The sequence below is a fragment of the Devosia sediminis genome (assembly GCF_016411825.1).
In the GTDB taxonomy this organism is placed as follows: Bacteria; Pseudomonadota; Alphaproteobacteria; order Rhizobiales; family Devosiaceae; genus Devosia; species Devosia sediminis.
In genome coordinates this window covers 19,538-39,183 of sequence record NZ_JAEKMH010000005.1, presented here as the reverse complement: position 1 = coordinate 39,183, position 19,646 = coordinate 19,538, and the positions used below count along the sequence as shown (strand labels likewise).

23 protein-coding genes are annotated in these 19,646 nt (G+C 63.9%); 8 read left to right on the top strand and 15 right to left on the bottom strand.

Annotated elements, in window-relative coordinates; all coding sequences use genetic code 11:
* Positions 1 to 174: 174 nt before the first annotated feature.
* From JEQ47_RS18470 to JEQ47_RS21115, 4 genes are all read right to left on the bottom strand, one after another.
* Positions 175 to 921: an SRPBCC family protein gene (locus JEQ47_RS18470; protein ID WP_198877919.1), complete on the bottom strand. Its 747-nt coding sequence runs from the start codon at positions 919 to 921 to the stop codon at positions 175 to 177.
* Between the two features lie 11 nt (positions 922 to 932).
* A complete protein-coding gene (locus tag JEQ47_RS18465; RefSeq protein ID WP_198877918.1) occupies positions 933 to 1,529 on the bottom strand; it encodes an ArsR/SmtB family transcription factor in 597 nt (198 codons plus the stop codon).
* 93 nt (positions 1,530 to 1,622) lie between these two features.
* Complete coding sequence (locus JEQ47_RS20850) at positions 1,623 to 2,249, bottom strand: response regulator transcription factor (RefSeq protein ID WP_236020971.1); 627 nt, start codon at positions 2,247 to 2,249, stop codon at positions 1,623 to 1,625.
* Positions 2,250 to 2,425: 176 nt separating this feature from the next.
* The gene (locus JEQ47_RS21115; protein WP_198877917.1) at positions 2,426 to 3,040 is read right to left on the bottom strand and encodes a LuxR C-terminal-related transcriptional regulator; all 615 of its coding nucleotides are present in this window, start codon (positions 3,038 to 3,040) and stop codon (positions 2,426 to 2,428) included.
* 327 nt (positions 3,041 to 3,367) lie between these two features.
* On the opposite strand from JEQ47_RS21115, the gene JEQ47_RS18450 reads away from it, so the two are divergent.
* Together JEQ47_RS18450 and JEQ47_RS18445 are read left to right on the top strand one after the other, a co-directional pair.
* A complete protein-coding gene (locus JEQ47_RS18450; RefSeq protein ID WP_198877916.1) occupies positions 3,368 to 3,931 on the top strand; it encodes a TRAP transporter small permease subunit in 564 nt (187 codons plus the stop codon).
* Positions 3,931 to 5,319 carry a TRAP transporter large permease gene (locus tag JEQ47_RS18445; RefSeq protein ID WP_198877915.1) on the top strand — a complete coding sequence of 463 codons (1,389 nt, stop codon included), beginning with the start codon at positions 3,931 to 3,933 and terminating at the stop codon, positions 5,317 to 5,319. The genes JEQ47_RS18450 and JEQ47_RS18445 overlap by 1 nt, the downstream gene beginning before the upstream one ends.
* 169 nt (positions 5,320 to 5,488) lie before the next feature.
* Here JEQ47_RS18445 and JEQ47_RS18440 read toward each other — a convergent pair whose 3' ends face one another.
* Positions 5,489 to 6,592: a TRAP transporter substrate-binding protein gene (locus tag JEQ47_RS18440; protein ID WP_198877914.1), complete on the bottom strand. Its 1,104-nt coding sequence runs from the start codon at positions 6,590 to 6,592 to the stop codon at positions 5,489 to 5,491.
* 250 nt (positions 6,593 to 6,842) lie between these two features.
* Here JEQ47_RS18440 and JEQ47_RS18435 point away from each other — a divergent pair, with 250 nt between their 5' ends.
* Genes JEQ47_RS18435 through JEQ47_RS18425 form a run of 3 tightly spaced genes read left to right on the top strand, consistent with a single transcriptional unit; the run spans position 6,843 to position 8,565 of the window.
* Entirely contained in the window at positions 6,843 to 7,235 is a 393-nt protein-coding gene (locus tag JEQ47_RS18435; protein ID WP_198877913.1) for a COG4315 family predicted lipoprotein, read from the top strand.
* A 26-nt stretch (positions 7,236 to 7,261) separates the two neighbouring features.
* Positions 7,262 to 7,768, top strand: coding sequence for a sigma-70 family RNA polymerase sigma factor (locus tag JEQ47_RS18430; protein ID WP_198877912.1), 507 nt, complete (start codon positions 7,262 to 7,264; stop codon positions 7,766 to 7,768).
* On the top strand, positions 7,765 to 8,565 hold the full coding sequence (locus tag JEQ47_RS18425) for an anti-sigma factor family protein (RefSeq protein WP_198877911.1): 801 nt from the start codon (positions 7,765 to 7,767) through the stop codon (positions 8,563 to 8,565). The genes JEQ47_RS18430 and JEQ47_RS18425 overlap by 4 nt, the downstream gene beginning before the upstream one ends.
* Before the next feature lie 9 nt (positions 8,566 to 8,574).
* Here the strand turns inward: JEQ47_RS18425 and JEQ47_RS18420 are convergent, their stop codons facing one another.
* The 6 genes from JEQ47_RS18420 to eda all read right to left on the bottom strand — a co-directional run bounded on the left by JEQ47_RS18420 (position 8,575) and on the right by eda (position 13,186).
* Complete coding sequence (locus JEQ47_RS18420) at positions 8,575 to 9,756, bottom strand: alpha-hydroxy acid oxidase (protein ID WP_198877910.1); 1,182 nt, start codon at positions 9,754 to 9,756, stop codon at positions 8,575 to 8,577.
* Between the two features lie 157 nt (positions 9,757 to 9,913).
* Positions 9,914 to 10,585, bottom strand: a complete 672-nt coding sequence (modB, locus tag JEQ47_RS18415) for a molybdate ABC transporter permease subunit (RefSeq protein WP_198877909.1) — start codon at positions 10,583 to 10,585, stop codon at positions 9,914 to 9,916.
* Between the two features lie 215 nt (positions 10,586 to 10,800).
* Entirely contained in the window at positions 10,801 to 11,529 is a 729-nt protein-coding gene (gene modA / locus JEQ47_RS18410; RefSeq protein WP_198877908.1) for a molybdate ABC transporter substrate-binding protein, read from the bottom strand.
* 67 nt (positions 11,530 to 11,596) lie between these two features.
* The gene (locus tag JEQ47_RS18405) at positions 11,597 to 11,965 is read right to left on the bottom strand and encodes a winged helix-turn-helix domain-containing protein (RefSeq protein WP_198877907.1); all 369 of its coding nucleotides are present in this window, start codon (positions 11,963 to 11,965) and stop codon (positions 11,597 to 11,599) included.
* Positions 11,962 to 12,390 (bottom strand): endonuclease domain-containing protein, encoded by a 429-nt coding sequence (locus JEQ47_RS18400; RefSeq protein WP_198877906.1) that lies wholly within the window; start codon positions 12,388 to 12,390, stop codon positions 11,962 to 11,964. The genes JEQ47_RS18405 and JEQ47_RS18400 overlap by 4 nt, the downstream gene beginning before the upstream one ends.
* Positions 12,391 to 12,550: 160 nt before the next feature.
* Entirely contained in the window at positions 12,551 to 13,186 is a 636-nt protein-coding gene (gene eda / locus JEQ47_RS18395; RefSeq protein ID WP_198877905.1) for a bifunctional 4-hydroxy-2-oxoglutarate aldolase/2-dehydro-3-deoxy-phosphogluconate aldolase, read from the bottom strand.
* A 123-nt stretch (positions 13,187 to 13,309) separates the two neighbouring features.
* Between eda and nadA the strand changes: the two genes are divergently transcribed.
* Complete coding sequence (nadA, locus tag JEQ47_RS18390) at positions 13,310 to 14,377, top strand: quinolinate synthase NadA (RefSeq protein WP_198877904.1); 1,068 nt, start codon at positions 13,310 to 13,312, stop codon at positions 14,375 to 14,377.
* A gap of 268 nt (positions 14,378 to 14,645) precedes the next feature.
* Here the strand turns inward: nadA and JEQ47_RS18385 are convergent, their stop codons facing one another.
* The gene (locus JEQ47_RS18385; RefSeq protein WP_211201587.1) at positions 14,646 to 15,020 is read right to left on the bottom strand and encodes a RidA family protein; all 375 of its coding nucleotides are present in this window, start codon (positions 15,018 to 15,020) and stop codon (positions 14,646 to 14,648) included.
* Between the two features lie 139 nt (positions 15,021 to 15,159).
* On the opposite strand from JEQ47_RS18385, the gene JEQ47_RS18380 reads away from it, so the two are divergent.
* Both JEQ47_RS18380 and JEQ47_RS18375 read left to right on the top strand, forming a co-directional pair.
* A complete protein-coding gene (locus tag JEQ47_RS18380) occupies positions 15,160 to 15,729 on the top strand; it encodes a tetratricopeptide repeat protein (RefSeq protein ID WP_198877903.1) in 570 nt (189 codons plus the stop codon).
* 22 nt (positions 15,730 to 15,751) lie between these two features.
* Positions 15,752 to 16,048, top strand: a complete 297-nt coding sequence (locus JEQ47_RS18375; protein WP_198877902.1) for a GNAT family N-acetyltransferase — start codon at positions 15,752 to 15,754, stop codon at positions 16,046 to 16,048.
* Here the strand turns inward: JEQ47_RS18375 and JEQ47_RS18370 are convergent.
* From JEQ47_RS18370 to JEQ47_RS18360, 3 genes are all read right to left on the bottom strand, one after another.
* Complete coding sequence (locus JEQ47_RS18370; RefSeq protein ID WP_198877901.1) at positions 16,045 to 17,103, bottom strand: DUF3298 domain-containing protein; 1,059 nt, start codon at positions 17,101 to 17,103, stop codon at positions 16,045 to 16,047. The genes JEQ47_RS18375 and JEQ47_RS18370 overlap by 4 nt on opposite strands.
* A 60-nt stretch (positions 17,104 to 17,163) precedes the next feature.
* Positions 17,164 to 18,861 (bottom strand): sensor domain-containing diguanylate cyclase, encoded by a 1,698-nt coding sequence (locus tag JEQ47_RS18365; protein ID WP_198877900.1) that lies wholly within the window; start codon positions 18,859 to 18,861, stop codon positions 17,164 to 17,166.
* A gap of 135 nt (positions 18,862 to 18,996) precedes the next feature.
* Positions 18,997 to 19,584, bottom strand: a complete 588-nt coding sequence (locus tag JEQ47_RS18360) for an alpha/beta hydrolase (protein ID WP_198877899.1) — start codon at positions 19,582 to 19,584, stop codon at positions 18,997 to 18,999.
* Positions 19,585 to 19,646: the final 62 nt, after the last annotated feature.

The window sequence follows — 19,646 nt, the reverse complement described above, 5'->3', positions numbered from 1 at the left end:
GAATGGGAACCAACAGCCGCCGTGTCCGTCGCCTGCAACGTCCGATTGTGGTCGTTATCAACAACCCGCCTCCACCTGCACCTCCATCCAGCCACTGGCCCAAAACTCTGATGGCTTTGGTGAGCGTGGTGGCCGGCTGGCTCAAGTTTGGCAACAATGGTGGGGGATGAGCTTCTACTCCTCCGCCTTGCCATAGCGCTCGTCCCACCAGCCCTTCCACTGCGTTTCCAGCGTCGCGAACTCGCTATCCGACAGGCCATAGGTGGTAATCAGCACCGAGCCCCCGCCATTGGGCCGTTTGGGCGACACGCCCATGTCGGACACCACGATCAGCCCGTTGCCGAACTGCTCGACCACGAGGCCGGTCTGGTAATGCGTTGTGTACCAGACGAGGCCGCGGGCGTTGAGGCCAGGCGCCAGCGACGCGGTATAGGGCCGCCCGGCCTTGTAGGCGATGGGCCCATCAAGACCCAGTTCTGCACTTGGTTCACCCACGCCTGGCTTTGCCGCGCCGGACAGATAGATGGTCCTCCGCCCCTCGCCCTCATGCAGCTCCAGCGCCAGCCGCAACTGCTGGAAGAAGTTGACCCAGCCCTCGCGAATGTCCTCGTAGACGCCGTCCCAATCGAGCGGTGCGCCGCCGGAGCGCATCAGCCGCAGCCGCGTGCCCCCACCGGTCTGGGTGAGTTCGATGGCGTCGCTCGACCCTTCCCACTCCCCGAACTGCACCACGCGCCGCGCCTCGTCCGGCGTGGCATGGTCGATGAAGATGAACTTGATTTCGTCGGCCAGGCTCGGCGCGTCCCAGCCGAACCAGGTCTTGATCAGTTTGGGGTCGCGCAACGCTTCCCAGACGGCTTCGATGGGCGCCGCAATGGTGATGTCGACCACGACCTGACGGGCATCGGATTTCTCGCTCATTCGGACAGTCCCTAGTTGATCGGTTTGGTTGAGGTGCCGGCGACCGCAGGATGGACCCCCAGCATCAGGTGATAGCCCTTCTTGCCCTGGCCGGGCCGGTAGCGCGTCGCCACTTCCGCGACGGCCTCGCCCAGGGCCTTGGCGAAATCCTCGAAATCCTGTGGCCTCTCGAAGCCGAGCTCGGCTTCCATGGTGAGGGTGAGAAGGCGCTGGCCCGCGGCCTCGGCCGCGCCGCGCATCCGCGTCACTTCGCGCACCACCGTGCCGGCGGCTTCCACCAGGTGCTCGGCGGCATGACGGTCCTGCGCCGCGTGCCTTGCACCGCCCAGGAGGGCCGGATCGAGCACGAAGGCACCGGCCGCCGCAACCAGGACCCGCTCGGTGAACCCGCGCCGGCGCCGCTCCTCAACCAGCCTGACCAGGCCAGCCGCTTCCAGCGCCCGCAGGTGATAGCCCAGTTGCTGGCGCGGCATATCCAGGCGCTTGGCAAGACTGGCCGCCGAACCCGGCTCGCGCAGCGCTTCGAGCAGGCGGCGCTTGACCGGCGACAGCGCCAGCAGCGCCCGGTCCGCATCCTCGATCAGTGCTGTCTGCTCAGTACCGGCCATGACCACTCCCGGCCCCACACTCCAATAGACAAATCAATTTGTCAAATCAGGATGTGCATAGGGTCCTGCCGGTTCGCCGAAACGGAGGAGAGATCAGGTGGTGAGCACGATCCGCATCAGGTCGGCCGCGTTCCGCGCTCCAAGTTTGGCCATGACCCGTGCCCGGTGCACTTCCACGGTGCGCGGCGAAATCTTGAGCGCCCGTCCGGTTTCCTTGTTGGACTGGCCGTCGGCCACCATCTGCAGCACCTCGCGCTCGCGCGAGGTCAACTCGCTGAAGCCCAGCACGTCGACCGCGCGGCGTCCGCCTTTGGCGGCATGGAAGTGAACATCCGCCTGCAACCCCTCGCGCACGACCCTTAGCAGGTTTTCGTGGTCGACCGGGATGGCCAGCACATCGACCGCTCCCAGTTTCATCGCCGCCACCACTGTGTCGGTGCTGGGTGCGTCGCCGATCATCACCGCCATTGTGCCGCGATAGCTGGCCTTGACGTGCCGGAGCAGCGTCAGCCCGTTATCCACGCCCAATCGCATGTTGATCACGACGACATCGGGTGGTCGCCTGTCCCTCCGCTCGACGAACTGCGCTTCCGAAGACGACGACATGGCCTCGTAGCCTTCGAGCCGGAAGAGCAGGGTCAGGTTCTCGCGCCTGGCCCGGTCTGTGTCGATGACATGTACCAGACGATGTCTGTTCTGCTTGAGTGTGTACTTGTTCAATGTCGCCCCCCTTCTTTTCCGCGTAAGTATCGTGGCGGAAGGAAGACCCCTGAACTATTGTGGATTTGGACTAGAAGTCCTCTGCATCCTGGCGGCCTCGACCTTCGCGCCCTTGCGGAAATCCGCAAGGCCAAAACACGACCCGTTTGCTCGACGAATCGACCGCTTTGCGGGCCTTAGATCTCCTGAAAGCGTATAGCCTTGGCGACCGTGTGCGCCCGGTTGACACCGCCCAGCTTGAGGCCCGCATTGCTCACATGCGCCTCGACCGTTCTGGATGCGATACCGAGCGAAACGGCGATCACTTCGGTCGTCTGGCCCTCAGCGATCAGCCGGAGCACTTCGCGTTCCCGCGGTGTGAGTGCCGGTTGCGCGGGTCGCGAATGGTGGATGACCATGCCACCCTCGGCCATGGACTGCGACAGAGGACAGACGATGCCGAAGAACCCTTCGAACACCCCTGCCAGGTTGAACTTGGGCAGGCCGACAGCCGATACCGGCTGAAAACTGCCGTCCGCGCATTGCAGCCTATAGGCAACCACATAGGCGACCTGCCGTTCATTGGCATCGAAGAAGGCCTGGCTGACGCGCATGACCTCTCCGGGATGCAGGGACATGAGCCAGTTGAAGCCCTCGGATTCCCCCGGAATGCGCCCGGTGAACTGGTACCATTGCGGGCTGAGATAGTAACAGGAGCCATCTGCCTGGGTGGCCCAGGCAAGAATATTGGCATTGGCAGTGACGGCCTTGAACAAAGCGCGTTCAGGCGTCCAGGTGTCGCTTTCGATCATATGGGGGTGGCGCGGCCATTCTGGCAGTTAGAGTGGTGTCCTTGACAGGCGAGATACCCTGAACGCAGCCACCGACAAAATAATATTACTGTTATTCCCCATTACATTCCGCGCCCCCGATTAACGCGCGTTATTGCTTCCGACCCCGCAGTTTTTGTAGAGCGTGGGCACCGCCGGAATATTCTGCTGCCCCGCCAGCTCCGCCTCCCTCCTGTCGAAGCGCGCCGATATCGTGTTGACCGGTTTGCTGGATGGTGTTCAATCGCAACTGGAGTACACCGCCAGCGCCGGCAAGGCGCGGCGCTAGGGGAAATAGGGGGAATTCCGTTGCAGGGACTTGCATTCCTGGTCCGCGGGATCAGTGCCATCAACTGGCTCGTCGGACAGGTTTTGTCGTGGCTCGCATTGGTTTGCGTGCTGGTGTGCTTCACCGTTGTGGTGCAGCGCTATTTCTTCAACACGTCCACCCTCTGGGTTCAGGACCTCTACGTCTGGGTCGCCGGCGCCATGTTCACGGGCGTCGCCGGTTTTGCGCTGCTGCGCGACGATCATGTCCGCGTCGACATTTTCTACCGCCCGGCCCCGATCCGGCGGAAGGCCATGGCCGACCTCTTCGGTGTCGTCGTCTTCCTCCTGCCCTTCATGTATGTCGTCTTCCACTATTGCTACCCTGCCGTGGCCCGCTCCTGGGGCTATCACGAGGGCTCGGCCAATATCGGCGGCATGCCGGGGCTCTTCGTTCTCAAGAGCTTCATCATCGTCTTTGCGGTTCTCGTCGGTCTCCAGGGCATAGCCATGGCCTGCCGCGCCATCCTGGTTCTCGCCAACCGCGAAGAACTGCTGCCGCCCGGCCTGCGCTACCCCACTGAAGACACGAGGGAAGTTCACTGATGGATCCCGTCCTTATCGGCGAGATCCTCGCCGCCCTTATGTTCGTGGGCGTCATCGGCGTCCTCATGCTCGGATTTCCGGTCGCCTTCTCGCTGGCCGGCACCGCCATTCTCTTCGGCCTCGTCGGCTGGTGGCTGGGCGTCTATGACCCGTCCAACTATGGCTCGCTGGCTGGCCGCTATATCGGCCTCATGACCAATGAAGTGCTGGTCGCAGTGCCGCTCTTCGTCTTCATGGGCGTCATGCTCGAACGCTCCGGCATTGCCGAGCAATTGCTGCTCACCATGGGCAAGCTGTTCGGCAACCTGCGCGGCGGCCTCGCCCTCTCGGTGATCGTGGTGGGCGCCCTGCTTGCCGCATCGACCGGCGTGGTGGGCGCCACCGTGGTCACCATGGGCCTGATCTCGCTGCCCGCCATGCTGCGCGCCGGCTACGACCCCAAGCTCGCCACCGGCGTCATCTGCGCCTCGGGCACTTTGGGCCAGATCATTCCGCCCTCGACCGTCTTGATCTTCATGGGCGACATGCTGTCGGGCATCAACGCCCAGGTCCAGATGGAAAAGGGCAATTTTGCCCCTGAGCCGGTTTCGGTCGGCGCGCTCTTTGCCGGCGCCATCATCCCCGGCCTGCTGCTTGTGGCGATCTATGCAGCCTATGTCATCGTCAAGGCCTGGCTGGACCCGACGTCCGCTCCCGCCACCCCGGTGCCGGAAAGCGAAAAGGCGCATCTCTGGCGCGAAGTCGTCGTCGCGCTGATCCCGCCGCTGCTGCTGATCGTCGCCGTGCTCGGCTCGATCCTGGCCGGCATCGCCACCCCCACCGAAGCCGCCTCGGTCGGCTCGGTCGGCGCCCTGCTCCTCGCTTTGCTGCGCGGCAAGCTCAATTTCGGCATCCTCAAGCAGGCCGTCATTTCCACCGCCACCATCACCTCTATGGTGTTCATCATCCTCTTTGGCGCGGCGGTGTTCTCCATCGTCTTCCGCATGATGGGCGGCGACAACCTGGTGCACGAATTCCTCTCGTCCATGCCGGGCGGCGCTGTGGGCGCCATCATCATCGTCATGCTGGTGATGTTCCTCCTCGGGTTCATCCTCGACACGTTCGAGATCATCTTCATCGTCATCCCGATCACCGCGCCGGTGCTGCTGGCGCTCGACGTCGATCCGATCTGGCTCGGCGTCATGGTGGGCGTGAACCTGCAGACCAGCTTCCTGACCCCGCCCTTCGGCTTTGCCCTCTTCTACCTGCGCGGCGTCGCACCCTCGCGCGTCACCACGGGCATGATCTATCGCGGTGTCGTGCCCTTCGTGATCCTCCAGATCATCGCGCTGATCAGCCTGTTCTTCTTCCCGCAGCTCATCACCTGGCTGCCCGACATGCTGTACTGACTTCGAGCCGTTCCGAAGGACAAATCACGCCGGTGGCGTGATTTGAGGCGAGAAGGCCATGAGAGCTACGCTCGGGTGGCACGAGCGCCAGACTCGCCGGCAAGACCTTCTACCCAACAAAAAAGCCCGGGCCGAAGCCCGGGCTTTGCCATTCGCGATGTGCCTGCGCTCAGTCGTACTTGATGTACTTCTGGCGGGCGGCGAGGAACGGCATGTCGGTGCCCTCGGTGCGCTGGCGCAGCAGGTTGAAGGCCGAGACGAAGCTCTCAGCCACTTCCTTGGTCAGCGCATCGCCGCCTTCGCGGATTTCGGCGATCAGTTCCATCGACGCCGTGGCGCCGGCTTCGAGGATTTCCTCGGGGAACTGGCGGACATTGACGCCATGCTCGGTGACCAGCGCATTGAGCGCGCGCGGATCGTTGGCATACATGTCCGAGGCCACGTCGTCATAGGATGCTTGGGCGCAGACCTTGACGATCTCCTGCAGGTCCTCGGGCAACTCCGCATACTTGGCCTTGTCGACCACGATTTCGGTGGCGAGGCCCGGCTCGACGAAGCTCGGGAAGTAGTAGTTCTTGGCGATCTGGTAGAAGCCCAGCGCCAGGTCGTTATAGGGGCCGACGAACTCGGCGGCGTCGAGCGTGCCCGACTGCAGCGCGGCGAAGATTTCGCCCGCGGCGAGATTGGTCACCGAGGCGCCGAGCTTGGCCCAGACCTGGCCGCCGAGGCCCGGGGTGCGGAAGCGCAGACCCTGGATGTCCGAGAGCCCGGTCAGTTCGTTGCGGAACCAGCCGCCGGCCTGGGTGCCGGTATCGCCCGACAGGAAACCCTGGAGGCCGAACTGGTCATAGATCTTGTCCCACAGTTCCTGGCCGCCGAGATAGCGCACCCAGGCAGTGAGTTCGCGGCTGGTCATGCCATAGGGCACGCCAGTGAAGAAGCTGAGGCCCTGGCTCTTGTTCTGCCAGTAATAGGGGGTGCCGTGGCTCATTTCGGCCGAACCGTCGATGACGGCGTCCAGAGCCTGCAGTCCCGGCACCATTTCGCCGGCAGCAAAAACCTGCACGGTCAGCCGGCCGCCCGAGGCCTTGGTGATCCGGTCGGCCAGGTTCTGTGCACCGACGCCGAGGCCCGGAAAATTCTTCGGCCAGGTGGTCACCATGCGCCAGGTGATATTGCCCTGGGCGATCGCGGGCGTGGCCAGCGTGGTGGCAGCGGCCGCGGCGCCGATCGTGGCAACCGACGCCTGCTTGAAGAATTCGCGTCTCTTCATAAGTAGTCTCTCCCTTTGAGGCGCCATCCGCGCCCAGCCCTGTGCGCCCTCTCCCGGGTCAACGCATCAGTCCCGGCTAACAAAGCAATCCCAACTGATCCTGTCCAGCAGGTTGTTGTGAGCCATAGCAAATTGCTCAGTGCACGTCGTTCCACCGAAATCGCGTGCTTGCGGGATGGATTAAACCGCGTCGCCCGGTGTTGATGTCGGTGGAGGCCGCCTGAGCGGTCCCGCAACTGGAGGATTTCCCATGCATCTGCCCTCGCTTCTTGCCGGCGCCACCGCGCTGGCTATGCTCGTGACCCCGACCTTTGCCGCCGAATATCTCGACGGTGCCGTCAAGTCCGTCGATATCGACGGCAAGATGGTCCTGACCGGCTCCAATGACATGACCCTCTACATCTTCGACAAGGACACGGCCGGCGTCACCAACTGCTACGACACCTGCGCCGAAAAGTGGCCACCGCTGTTTGCCGACGAGGGCGCCGAGCCCGAAGGCGATTTCACCCTGGTGGACCGCACCGACGGCACCCAGATGTGGGCCTATAAGGGCATGCCGCTCTATTTCTGGGTCGAGGATATGGCGCCGGGCGACATCACCGGTGACGGCGTCGGCGGCGTCTGGCATCTTGCACTAGAGTAAGGCCTGACGCTTGAGGGACAGACGGCGTGGTCGATTTTCTCGATGAGCTCGAAGCCTGCATTCCGGCCCTGCGCCGCTATGCCCGCGCGCTCACCCGCGATGCCGACCACGCCGATGACCTGGTGCAGGATTGCCTCGAACGCGCCATTGCGCGTCGTGGCCTCTTCCGGCCGCGCGGGCCGCTGCGCCCCTGGCTTTTCACCATCCTCACCAACCTCCACCGCAACGCCCGCCGCACCGCCCGGCGCCGGGGCGACGCGGTGAACATCGACATCATTCCCGAAATCGGCACTCCCGCGTCGCAACCGGGCCATCTGGCCCTGGTCGAGCTCGACCGCGCCATCGGCACCTTGCCGCTCGACCAGAAGGAGGCCCTGCTGCTGGTTACAATTGAAGGCCTCGCCTATGCCGAAGCCGCCGCCATTCTCGGCATTCCCACCGGCACGCTGATGAGCCGCCTCGGCCGCGCCCGCGCCAGCCTGCGCAGCCTGACCGGCGCCAGCCACGAACCGCATCTGAGGACCGTCAAATGAGCGGGATCACCCAGGATGTGCTGATGGCCTATCTCGACGGACAGCTCGACGCCGAGGCCCGCGCCGAGGTCGACGCCCGCCTTGTCGCCGATCCCGATCTGGCCCAGGACCTTGCCCAATTGCAGCGCCAGTCCGATGCCATCCGCACGCTGTATGGCCCTGTCGCCAGCGAGCCGGTACCGGCGCGCCTGTCACCTCATCGCATCGCCCTCGAGCAGTCCCGACGCCAGTGGCGCGGTGTTGCGCGCGCCGCCATGATCGTCGCCCTCCTCGGCATCGGCATGGCCGCGGGCTGGCTCGTACGTCCGGCCAGCGAAGCCCCCGCGCTGTACAACCGGCTCATCGCCGACGCCGTCAGCGCCCACACCGTCTATGTTTCGGAAAATCGCCACGCCGTGGAAGTGCCCGGCGCCGAGGCGGAACACCTGTCCACCTGGCTTTCCAACCGGCTCGCCACCGATCTGGCTATGCCGGACCTGGCCGGCTCCGGCCTGGCCTTTCTGGGCGGCCGCCTGCTGCCGGCCCCCGCCGTTCCGGGCGGTCGCGCGGCGCAATTGATGTATGAAGACAGCACCGGCGAAAGGGTGACGCTCTACATCACCCCGTCTTCGGGCATCGACGGCCCCACCCTCGAAACCCTGCGTCTGGGCGACGACAACGTCCTCTACTGGGCCAATGACTTCGTCACCTGCACCATTGTCGGCCCGCAGGATCCGCAACGCCTGCAGGCCCTCGCCGACAGCGTCTTTGCCCAGCTCACGCCCAGCGCGCCTGCCGTGGAGTATCGTGAGCTCTGAAACAGGCGACTACCCCCGCTTCGGCGCGTTCCGCGGCGGAATATCGTTGGAATAGATATTGTGCAGCCCGACATTGAGAATGTCGCGCTCGCCGCACAGCGCCATGGTCGTGTCGATTTCCTTGCGGATGATTTCGAGTACGCGCGTCACTCCCGCCTCGCCACCGGCACCGAGGCCATAGAGCATGGGCCGCCCGATAAAAGTGGACTTGGCGCCATAGGCCAGCGCCTTGATCACGTCCTGGCCCATGCGGATGCCGCTATCGAGATAGACTTCGGTGCGATGCCCGACCCGATCGACGATTTCGGGCAGCACGCGGATGGTGGACGGCGCGCCATCGAGTTGCCGGCCGCCATGGTTGGAAACGACGATGGCATCGGCGCCATTGTCGACCGCCGCCTGCGCGTCGTCGGCGTCGAGCACGCCCTTGACGATGACCGGGCCGCCGAACCGCTCCTTGATCCAGCGCACGTCGCCCCAGTTGAGCGTCGGGTCGAACTGCGATGCCGTCCAGGCCGAGAGCGAGGCCAGGTCATGGTCGCCCCCGACATGGCCCACGATATTGCGGAAGGTGCGGCGCTGCGTGCCCAGCATGCGCATGCACCAGAGCGGGTGCTGCATCATCTGCCAGACCGAATAGGGCGTGAACTTTGGCGGCGTCGACAGTCCGTTGCGGATATCCTTGTGCCGCTGCCCGAGGATCTGCAGGTCCATGGTCAGCACCAGCGCCGAGCACTTGGCCGCCTTGGCCCGATCTATGAGGCGGTTGATGAAGTCCCGGTCGCGCATCACATAGAGCTGGAACCAGAACGGCGCCGTGGTGTTCTCGGCCACGTCCTCGATCGAGCAGACGCTCATGGTCGAAAGCGAAAACGGAATGCCGAACTTTTCGGCGGCCTTGGCCGCCTTGATCTCACCGTCGGCGGTCTGCATGCCGCCAGTGGCAGCCGGGGCGATGGCGACGGGCATGGTGATCTCCTTGCCCAGCATCTTCACCTTGAGGTTGCGCCCCTCGAGGTTCACGGCCACCTTCTGGTTGAGCTTGATCTTTGCAAAATCGCTCTCGTTCTCGCGATAAGTGCCTTCGGTATAGGAGCCGCTATCGGCATAGTCGAAGAACATCTTGGGCACGCGCCGCTGCGCCAGCCGCATCATTTCCTCAACGGTCAGAACCTTGTCGATGGCGGTCATTTTCGGGCGCTCCGGATGCAGTCCGGCATGCTCTACCAACTAACATGTTAGTCTTCAAGGCGTCCCGTAGGGCAAATCGGTCCAGTGGACCGATTTGAGCCGCGAAGGCCACGAGACCTACGGTCGAGTGGCATGCTCGATGCCTGCCGGGAAGACCTCACCGCTCCGCCCGTCGCCCGACCACCAACGTGGCAAACACCACCACAAACCCAAAAACCACCATGCCCGCAGCCAGCACATGCGCCTTGTCCCATTCGAGCCGCTCGACAAAGTCGTAGATGGCGATGGACAGCACCTTGGTCTGGCCCGGAATGTTGCCGCCGATCATCAGCACCACGCCGAATTCCCCCATCGTATGGGCGAAAGCCATGATCGCCCCGACCAGATAGCCCGGCCGCGCCAGGGGCAGGGCCACGCGCCAGAACCGCTGCCCAGGCGACGCGCCCAGCGTATCGGCAACTTCGAGCACTTCGCTTTCGATGGCGGCAAAGGCATTGCGCAGCGGCTGCACCATGAAGGGCAGCGAGGCAATCACGCCGCCGATGACGAGGCCCGCAAAGGAAAAGGCCAGCGTGCGCCCCCCCCATAGGCCGGCAACCCAGCCGCCCGGTCCGTTCGGCCCCAGCGCCAGCAGCAGGTAAAATCCCAGCACGGTTGGCGGCAGCACCAGCGGCAGCGTCACCACCGCTCCGACCACCTCGCGTCCCCCGCCCGCGCCGCGCGCCAGCCACCAGCTCAGGGGCGTCGCCGCGACCACAAGGATCACGGTGACGCACAGCGCCAATGCAAGGGTCAGGAGGATGGGAGAAAGGAGCGGGGCAAGGTCCATGATCTGTTCATATCCACCGGGTCAGTTCGGCGCTGCCCCCTGATTGCGGACCTGTCGACTCCTGCACACCTCCCCCTTGACGGGGGAGGCAGCGGCGCTTGGCCCAAAGGGCCTAGCAAAGCTATGTGGGGGTGCCAACGCACTCGGTTCGGTTGCGTGACGACCCCTCCTCAACCCTCCCCGTCGGGGGGAGGATGCCGCACCGAGTTTGCCACTCAAGGCACCGAATATCCCGCCGCCTCGATCACCGCCACCGCCTCATCACTGCGCAGGAAGTCGAGGAAAGCTATCGCGGCCGGATTGCTCTCACCTTCCTTGAGCAGCACCGCGCCTTGGGAAATCGGCGTGTGCAAGTCTGCCGGTACCAGCCACTGGTCAGGTTTGTCGAGCACCTGGCTCGCCGCGACAAATCCCAGTTCGGCATTGCCGCTTTCGATGAATTGCAGCGTCTGCGAAATGGTCTCGCCCATGACCAGCTTGGGTTCTATGGCATCATAAAGCCCCAGCGCTGTCAGCGTCTCGACCGCCGCCTTGCCATAGGGCGCCGCTTCCGGATCGGCGATGGCGAGCTTGGTAAAATCGCCGGCAAGCGCAGCCTCGCCATCGCTCACATCGCGCCCCGGCGCATAAAGCACCAGCCGCCCCTCGGCATAGACGAAGAAGCTCCCATCCACCGCAAGACCTTCGGCCACGGCCTTTTCCGGACGCTCGGTATCGGCCGCGAGGAACACCGCAAATGGCGCCGCCTGGCTGATCTGGGTATAAAGCTGCCCCGTGGCTCCGAAGCTCAACTCAAGCTGATGCTCGCCTTTGGCCTCGAACAGAGCCTCGAGTTCCTCGGCGACAGCCGTGAAATTGGCAGCCACCGCCACATGGGCGGTTTCGGCCAAGGTGGAAACCGAACTTCCCGCAAGAAGGAGGGCGACAACAACAAGGCGGGTCATGATAGCTCCGATATATCCAGCGGGACATATCGATGCCTGCTACGGGAGCGCCATGCAAGCGATATGTTCAGTGGGAAATATCGGAGATCTGCGCGCGCAGCGCCGCAACATCCTCGGCAATGGCAGCTTCGGTCTTTTTCTGCATGGCCCGATAGCGCGCCAGCACCACTTCACCAAGCGGCGTGAGGCTGGCCCCACCCTGCGCGGCCCCGCCCCGGCTGGAAATCACCAGCGCCTGCCCAAATCCGTCATTGAGCGCCTGCACCAGCCCCCAGGCGCGCTTGTAGCTCATCCCCATCGCCTTGCCCGCCGCCGCAATGGATCCCGTCCGGGCGATTCCCTCCAGGAGGTCCGCGCGGCCCGGACCGATATAGGCGGTGTCACTGAGCACGATGCGGAGATGACCAAGGCCGTGCTGAGGAATGGGTTTGGTCATTCGACCTCGCCCTCCCCACAGCCACCGGCCGAACACCCTCCCCCCTGCGGGGAGGGTTGGGGAGGGGGGCTCGCGCGTCGATTGGCGCGGCGTGTCTCCAAGGCAGCGACAACTGCGTCGTAAACACCTTCGCGATTCAGCAACACATCGTCATTGGAAAAGCGCAGAACTTGAAATCCCCGGTCCGGGAGGTAGCGGTCGCGGGTCGCATCGTTGCCCTCTACGATCCGCTGCCCGTGTGTATGGCCATCAATCTCGATGACAAGACCTGCATGCAGACAGGCGAAATCCACATAGTAGGGACCAAGCTCAACCTGCTTGCGGAAATGCCAGCCATTCGTGCGCAGGGAATAGATGCTCTGCCAGAACACACGCTCGGCCACGGTCGGGTTTGCGCGCAGTTTGCGTCGAAGCTGCTTGCTCACCAGTCCCCCTCCCCAACCCTCCCCGCAAGGGGGAGGGTACCGCATCGTGTATGGCACACTATCACGGCAGACACCGGGCCAGCACCTCCCCCTCAACGGGGGAGGTTGGGAGGGGGTGCCAACACACTCAGTTCCAGAAGTAGGGAGCGTAGACTTGGCCCTAACCCCTCAGCGCGCTGGCTTCCCGAGCCAGCGCTTCCACCCGCGCGAAATCGCCGCTGGCCAGCGCATCCGCCGGCATGATCCAGGAGCCACCCACGCAGATGACATTGGGCAGGCTGAGATAGGTCTTGGCCTTTTCCGGATCGATGCCGCCTGTGGGGCAGAAGGTGATGTCGGGCAGCGGCGAAGCAAAGGCCTTGAGCACGGGGGCGCCCCCCAGCGCCTCGGCCGGGAAGAACTTGAGGAACGAATATCCGCGTTCCGCTGCCGCCATGGCTTCGGTTGGCGTGCCGATGCCCGGCAAGAGCGGGATGGCCACGTCCTCGGCGGCGTCGAGCAGGCGCGGCGAGGCGCCGGGCGAGACCATGAAGCGGCCGCCGGCATCGACCGATGCCTTCATGTGGGCAGCGTTGCGCACTGTGCCCGAGCCGACAATGGCACCGGTGACCTTGGCCATTTCTTCCATGACCTTGAGCGCGTTGGGCGTGCGCAGCGTCACCTCCAGCACCGGCAGGCCGCCCGCCACCAGCGCCTCGGCCAAGGGCCGAGCCTGGGCCACGTCATCGAGGATGATGACGGGCACGACCGGGGCAAGCGAAAGGATGGAACGGATGGCGTTGGCGTCCTGCGGCATGGAAATGTCCTCGGCTGAATTGGCCACAGCGTTAGGCGTCCATTGTTTTTACTGCAAGACCATTCATTGAAATTGCGAGCGAAAATACCTAGGTTCCGCCCGGTCAGCCGGGAGGAGGCCCCAATGGTGCAGACGATCAATGCGATCACCCCGCTGGCCGAGGCGCGCGCCATTCTGGCGCAGAGTTTTGACCTGAAATTCTCGCGCTCGGTGGAGATGGCCACCGACAAGATCTTCGACCGCGTCCGAGACAAAATCCCGGAGGTGGAATGGCCCTTCTATGCGCCACTGATCTTCCAGATCAACCGGCTGAAGAAGGAAAGGGACGCCGTCATCCTCGCCCACAATTACCAGACGCCGCAGATCTATCACGGCGTTGCCGACGTGGTGGGCGACAGCCTGCAGCTCGCCATCGAGGCGACCAAGGTCAAGCAGTCGGTCATCGTCCAGTGCGGCGTGCATTTCATGGCCGAGACCTCGAAACTGCTCAACCCCGACAAGACCGTGCTGATCCCCGACAGCCGCGCCGGCTGTTCGCTCAGCGAAAGCATCACCGCCGAGGATGTGCTGGCCATGCGCGCCCAGTATCCGGGCGCCCCTGTCGTCACCTATGTGAACACCTCTGCGGCAGTGAAGGCCGTGACCGACGTCTGCTGCACCTCGTCCAACGCGCTCGACATCGTCAATCGCGTCGAGGGCGACACCGTCATCATGATCCCCGATCAGTATCTGGCGGCCAATACTGCCAAGAAGACCCACAAGAAGATCATCACCTGGGCCGGCGCCTGTGAGGTGCACGAGACCTTTACTGCCGAGGATATTTCCGAGCTGCGGCACGCCTATCCCACGGCCAAGATCATCGCCCATCCCGAATGCCCGCCCGAGGTGATCGACGCGGTCGATTTCGCCGGCTCCACCGCCGCCATGATCGACTGGGTCAAATCCACCAAGCCGCCGCGCGTCGTCATGGTCACCGAATGCTCCATGTCCGACAATGTCGCGAGCGAAACCACCGGCGTCGACTTCCTGCGCGGCTGCAACATCTGCCCGCACATGAAGCGCATCAACCTCGAAAACGTTCTCTGGTCGCTCCATACCATGAGCGAGGAAGTGACGATCCCTGCGGACATCATCCCTCCCGCCCGGCTGGCGGTCGAACGCATGATCGAGCTGAGCCGCAAGGGCGATTGAGCCATCAACACACTCGGTGCGGCACCTCCCCCTTGACGGGCTTTGAGCCGTCCCGAAGGGCAAATCTCTCCAGTGGAGAGATTTGAGGGCGAGAAGGCCAAGGCAGCTATGCTGGCTTGGCGGGGTTCTAGCGAAGCTTGGCCCAAGGGGCCTTAGCGAAGCTCGGAAGGGGGTGCCTACACCCACGACTTCGAGTGCGGGAGCACCCCTCCCCAACCCTCCCCGTCAAGGGGAGGGTGCTGGATCGAGTTCGCGAAAGGATCAGGGACTACCCCCGTCTCGCCACCAGATCGATCTCCACCAGCGCCCCCACCGCCAGAGCCGTCACGCCCACCGTGGTCCGGGCCGGCAACTTCCCGGCTTCGAAATAGCCGGGCCAGATCGCATTGAAGGCCGCATAGTCGCGCTCGAACTGCGTAAGATAGATCCGCGCCATGGCCACATGCTCAAACCCCAGCCCGACCCCATCGAGCACGATCCGCAAGTTCTCCATCACCCGCCGCGTCTGTGCCTCGACGCCATCGGGCAGCGGCGCGTCCGGGGCATCGGGATTGGTCGGCATCTGCCCGGTGATGAACACGAAGCCATTGGCTTCGACCGCGTGACTGAACGGAGCGACCGGACGCGGTCCCGATGAAATCATGTAGTGGAGCAGGTCGGACATGGCTGTTTTCCCGTTGGGTTCGCTTCGGCATCCTAAATGTGCCCGCAAGCGTTAGCAGTCTGCTAGCAAATTACCCATGCTTGCGAATGCGGCACCATGGGAGCACACTCACAGGCAAATGCGCATCCTGACCCGCCTCACGATCGCCGCCCTGCTGCTGTCCGCCGCGCCAGCCTCCATTGCCCTTGCCGAGCCCTATACCGTCAGCGCCAAGCAATCCGCCGCGCTCGACGACCTGTTCCAAAAGCTATCCGCCGCGACCAGCGAGGCCCAGGCGCGCGGCCTTGCCGACCAGATCTGGGACATCTGGATATCGCCCGATGACCCTGAGCTTGCCGCTCGCGTCGAGGAAATCTTCACGGCCGGCGGCTTTGCCGGCCCGGCCAGCCAGTTGCCGCTGATCGACGAGCTCATCGCTGATTATCCTGATTATTCAGAGGCTTGGAACCTCCGCGCCACTGCCCATTTCATGCGCGGCGAATACCCAAAATCGCTTGCCGATATCGAGGAAACCCTCAAGCGCGAGCCGCGCCATTTCGGCGCCCTGTCCGGGCGAGCGCTCATCCTCGAAAGCCAAGGCAAGCGTGACGAGGCGCTGGAGGCCATCGAAAAGGCGTTGGAGGTTCACCCATTCCTGCCCGAGCGCAACCTTTTCCCCGAACTGGGCGACCCACCCATCCGCAGTTAAAAAGACCAAGGACAGCAGAACGATGATCGATGGCGAACTGACCGTGCACCGCGAGGAAGGCCCGACGCGGGGCCGGTACTTTATCCGTCTCGCGCCCGGCGCCGAGGCTGAAATGACCTATCGCAGGAGCGGCGACGGCCCCATGGTCATCGATCACACCGGGGTGCCCCCGGAATTCGAAGGCCGAGGCATCGCCGCGAAGCTGGTCAACGCAGCCATATCGGATGCGCGCAATGAGGGATTCAAGATCACCCCGATCTGCTCATACGTCGTCGCCCAGTTCCGCCGCCACCCGGAATGGGCAGACCTGCGGGCCTAGTAGCCGCGACGGATGCGATCGGCGTTCTCGGTCAGATAAGGCGCCAGCGCTTCCCAGGTCACGCGCGTCGTCGGGGCGCCATAGGCATAGGCCGAGATCTCGTAGGGCTGGAACTGGATGACGAGGCCATAGGGGTCCGACAGGTTCCAACGGCTCGGGTCGATAACGGATTCAGCGATATAGGTCGTGTCGTCGAGCATCAGGTTGTCGCCATGCTCGGCCTTGGCCGCCTCGACCACGAGACCCAGCAGGGCCCTTTGCCAGCCCTTGCCCTGGAACATGTCGCCAGCCTCGAGGAACCGCTCCTGCTCCTTGAGGAAGTGCTTGTAGTAGATCGCATAATTGCCATGCGCCGCCCCATGACCATACCAATAGGTGTTGACCTCCAGCGATATGAGGTTGCGCCCTGCCACCCGCTCTACAGCGATGGAATTGCTCGTGTCGCTGCTGGTGTCGTCAGTCATCGTTTCCGGCCCACCCTGGGCGGCAAACGGGGTCGAGATCAGCGCGCCTTCTTCCTGCACCAGTTGATTGAAGGTCCGGGCGTAGGGTTCTTCGCCATCAATCTGCACCATTGTGAGTTCATGTTGCGCCACCGGCCAGTTGCTGTCGGGATTGTCGGCTTCGTCCGGGTCCTGCTGCACAGAAAATTGGGCAAGCGGATAGTAGCGATCGCCATCGATCATCCGGCTCATCTCGAGGGCCCGGCTGCGGCCGTTGAACACGTCCCTCAGGCAGCGCAACCCCCACTCGTCATAGGTGCCCGAGGCCATGGGCTCGGCATCGCGCGTGCAGGCGCGCTGCGCATAGTCGAGCCATGCGCGCTGGCTGGTGCGCATTTCCGTGAGGGCGAATTCCGAGAGCCCGCCGATGGCCGTGGCATAGGTCTTGGCAAGCCGCTCATCGGCCGTCGAAAGATCGTCGTCACCGCAGATCGCCTGTTCGAAGGGCGTTGAAGCCTTGGCGCAGTCGAAACTGGCCGCCTTTACCGCCATAGACGAGTAAGACGACAGCGCGCTGGCCATCAGCGCCGCGCAAACCAAACCGCGAACCATACAAGACCTCGGAATTCTTGAAACCGGCCGGCAGACTAGCCTGCACTTATGCCCGCGTCATCAGCCAAGAGCTGTGCGCGACGGCATCATCAGGTCGGCGTCGAACACCACCACCCTGCCGCGGCCCTGGGCCTTGGCCATGTAGAGTGCGGTGTCGGCCATATCGATCACTACGTCGAGGCTGTCGCCCGGCTCGGCAAGGCATGCACCGGCGCTGACCGAGACGGCAACTGCGCCGGCCTCACCCATGGTGACCGCGCGGTCATCCATCGCCGCCATGACGCGAGCCGCGACCGACCGGAGGCTTTCCGGCGTGCTCTCCGGCAGCAGCACGACGAACTCGTCTCCACCCCAGCGCGCGCAACTATCCTTTGGCCCCAGCGCCTGGCGGATGCGGTGGACCACATCGAGCACGACAGCATCTCCGGTCGCATGGCCGAAGCGGTCGTTGATGGATTTGAAGCGGTCGATATCGACCAGCAGCAGGCCATATCCACCGGCCGGAGCCAGCGCCGCATGGGCGGCGGCGAGCCCCCGCCGATTGAGTATGCCCGTCTGCCCGTCCTTGAAGGCGAGTTGCTCGAGTTCGCGTGTCCGCTCCCGCACCCGCGATTCCAGCATTTTGGTGTTGTCGTCCACCGCTGTCGCCAATTGGGCAAAGGAGGCGGCAAGGCGCCCGATTTCGTCCTGCCGGCCGCCTTCCAGGCCCAGGGCCGGCCCAAAGTGGCCGGCGCGAGCCTGTCGCACTACCCCGTCCAACGCAGCAAGCCGGTCGAGCACGGCGCGCTTGAACACCCAGGTGGCTAGCCCGGTGACCATCACCATCACCGCCAGCAGCAACAGGCCGATGGGTATGAACAGGCGCCGATCAATGATGGCATCGAGATCCATGAGCGTCACATTGTACCAGCCCAGGCGATCGAGATAGCCCACGCCCACCAGTGTCTGCTTGCCGGCGACGCTGACAAAGGCCGATTGCGCCAGCGCCTCGCCGGTCGTTACCCTGTCGAGCAGGTCATGGAGGGTCTGCCGGTCGGCCTCGCTGTCGACCAGCGAGAACACCGTACGCTTGTCCCGCATTTCGGCCGAGAGGCTGGCGAGGTTGACGAGGTTTTCGTCGCGATGCGCCTGCACCAGCCCCTGCCGGTCCACGAACATCGAGGTGATGCCGCGCTGCGGGACGTTGACCACTTCCTGGATGAATTGGCTGAGATCGATGCCTGTGCCGAGCACACCCAGGACGCGGTTGCCTTCGCGGATGACGCAGTTCATCCACACCTTGGTGACGCGCAGGTTGGCGTCATTGTCGACATTGAGGTGGCAACCCTCGCCCAGAGCCTTGGTGAAAAAATACCAAGCGTCGCGTGGATTGCTCTCTTCCACCGCGTAGCGAAGCTGGTCGCCGGCATAGGCATTGGCCTGGTCGTTGAAATAGTAATTGCCCGAAGCGTCGATGACGAAGAAGTACGAACGATCGGCAAAATTCTGCCGATAGTGCTCGAGCTCGGCAATGCCGCGTCGGCGCAGCATCGCATTGTCCTCGTCGCGCGCCCAATCGCGGATCGCCTGGCTGCCGGCCAGCGTCTCGGCCAGCGAAACTTCGCGCACCAGCGCGCCGAGGCCACGATGGCGGTCGTAGAGAACCTGCTTTTCGGCAAACAGCGTTCCGAGCTGGATGACGGTGGAGGTGACGACCCAGTTGAAGGCGAAGAAGGCCGGCACCGCTACGGCGGCAAAGCCGAGCAGTACGAAGAGCAAAACCCTCAGCGACAGGGTATCGCCGATGCTACGTCCAATCCCGGGAATGACTGAACCTTCCTGACCGCGAAGTTCACCCTTAGACTCTGGCCAGAACGCCTCAACATCCTGTTAACGCTCGACCAGTTTCTGCGCTCAAATGAAGCTCTGGATGGCGGCCAGTTCTTCGTTGCGCAGCTCGTGCCCGCCCTCGTGCCAGGCAAGGGTCGTCGCCGCGCCATGGGCCGAAAAATAGTCGGCGAGGGCCTGCGTTGCGGCAGCGGGAGCAATGGGATCGCGCCGTCCGGCGGTGATCAGCACCTTGCGTCCGGCAAAGTCGGCACCGGGCGGTGAGAACGGAATGAGCGGATGCATGAGGATCGTGGCGTCGAACAGTTCGGGCGCCGCGAACTGCACCGATGCAAGGATATTGGCGCCATTGGAATAGCCAAGGCCGATCACCCGTGACGCCGCGCCCTTCTCGGCGCGCACGAATTCCGCCATGGCGGCGGTGCGCAGCTTGAGGTCGTCCATGTCGTAGACGCCTTCACCGGCGCGCCGGAAATACCGCAGGGCCCCGTGCTCGCTGACATCGCCCCGCGGCGCCACCCGGCGCGCTTCTGGCAGCAACTGGCCGGCCAGGTCGAAGAACTGGCTCTCGTCCCCGCCCGTGCCATGAAACAGGAAAAAAACCGGCGCGGTCGGGTCGGCTGTCTTGTCGGCGCGGAACTGATAGCTGGACATGGCGAACTCCTTTGCCCCGATATTGGACGATTTCGCCGTTCCGGCAATGCGCCGGGCACGTC

Bases quoted from the DNA above. Each gene is read 5' to 3' on its own strand.
- JEQ47_RS18470 (WP_198877919.1), bottom strand. From the start codon at position 921: ATGAGCGAGAAATCCGATGCCCGTCAGGTCGTGGTCGACATCACCATT.
- JEQ47_RS18465 (WP_198877918.1), bottom strand. From the start codon at position 1,529: ATGGCCGGTACTGAGCAGACAGCACTGATCGAGGATGCGGACCGGGCG.
- JEQ47_RS21115 (WP_198877917.1), bottom strand. From the start codon at position 3,040: ATGATCGAAAGCGACACCTGGACGCCTGAACGCGCTTTGTTCAAGGCC.
- JEQ47_RS18445 (WP_198877915.1), top strand. From the start codon at position 3,931: ATGGATCCCGTCCTTATCGGCGAGATCCTCGCCGCCCTTATGTTCGTG.
- JEQ47_RS18440 (WP_198877914.1), bottom strand. From the start codon at position 6,592: ATGAAGAGACGCGAATTCTTCAAGCAGGCGTCGGTTGCCACGATCGGC.
- JEQ47_RS18435 (WP_198877913.1), top strand. From the start codon at position 6,843: ATGCATCTGCCCTCGCTTCTTGCCGGCGCCACCGCGCTGGCTATGCTC.
- JEQ47_RS18425 (WP_198877911.1), top strand. From the start codon at position 7,765: ATGAGCGGGATCACCCAGGATGTGCTGATGGCCTATCTCGACGGACAG.
- JEQ47_RS18420 (WP_198877910.1), bottom strand. From the start codon at position 9,756: ATGACCGCCATCGACAAGGTTCTGACCGTTGAGGAAATGATGCGGCTG.
- modB (WP_198877909.1), bottom strand. From the start codon at position 10,585: ATGGACCTTGCCCCGCTCCTTTCTCCCATCCTCCTGACCCTTGCATTG.
- modA (WP_198877908.1), bottom strand. From the start codon at position 11,529: ATGACCCGCCTTGTTGTTGTCGCCCTCCTTCTTGCGGGAAGTTCGGTT.
- JEQ47_RS18405 (WP_198877907.1), bottom strand. From the start codon at position 11,965: ATGACCAAACCCATTCCTCAGCACGGCCTTGGTCATCTCCGCATCGTG.
- eda (WP_198877905.1), bottom strand. From the start codon at position 13,186: ATGCCGCAGGACGCCAACGCCATCCGTTCCATCCTTTCGCTTGCCCCG.
- nadA (WP_198877904.1), top strand. From the start codon at position 13,310: ATGGTGCAGACGATCAATGCGATCACCCCGCTGGCCGAGGCGCGCGCC.
- JEQ47_RS18385 (WP_211201587.1), bottom strand. From the start codon at position 15,020: ATGATTTCATCGGGACCGCGTCCGGTCGCTCCGTTCAGTCACGCGGTC.
- JEQ47_RS18380 (WP_198877903.1), top strand. From the start codon at position 15,160: ATGCGCATCCTGACCCGCCTCACGATCGCCGCCCTGCTGCTGTCCGCC.
- JEQ47_RS18375 (WP_198877902.1), top strand. From the start codon at position 15,752: ATGATCGATGGCGAACTGACCGTGCACCGCGAGGAAGGCCCGACGCGG.
- JEQ47_RS18370 (WP_198877901.1), bottom strand. From the start codon at position 17,103: ATGGTTCGCGGTTTGGTTTGCGCGGCGCTGATGGCCAGCGCGCTGTCG.
- JEQ47_RS18360 (WP_198877899.1), bottom strand. From the start codon at position 19,584: ATGTCCAGCTATCAGTTCCGCGCCGACAAGACAGCCGACCCGACCGCG.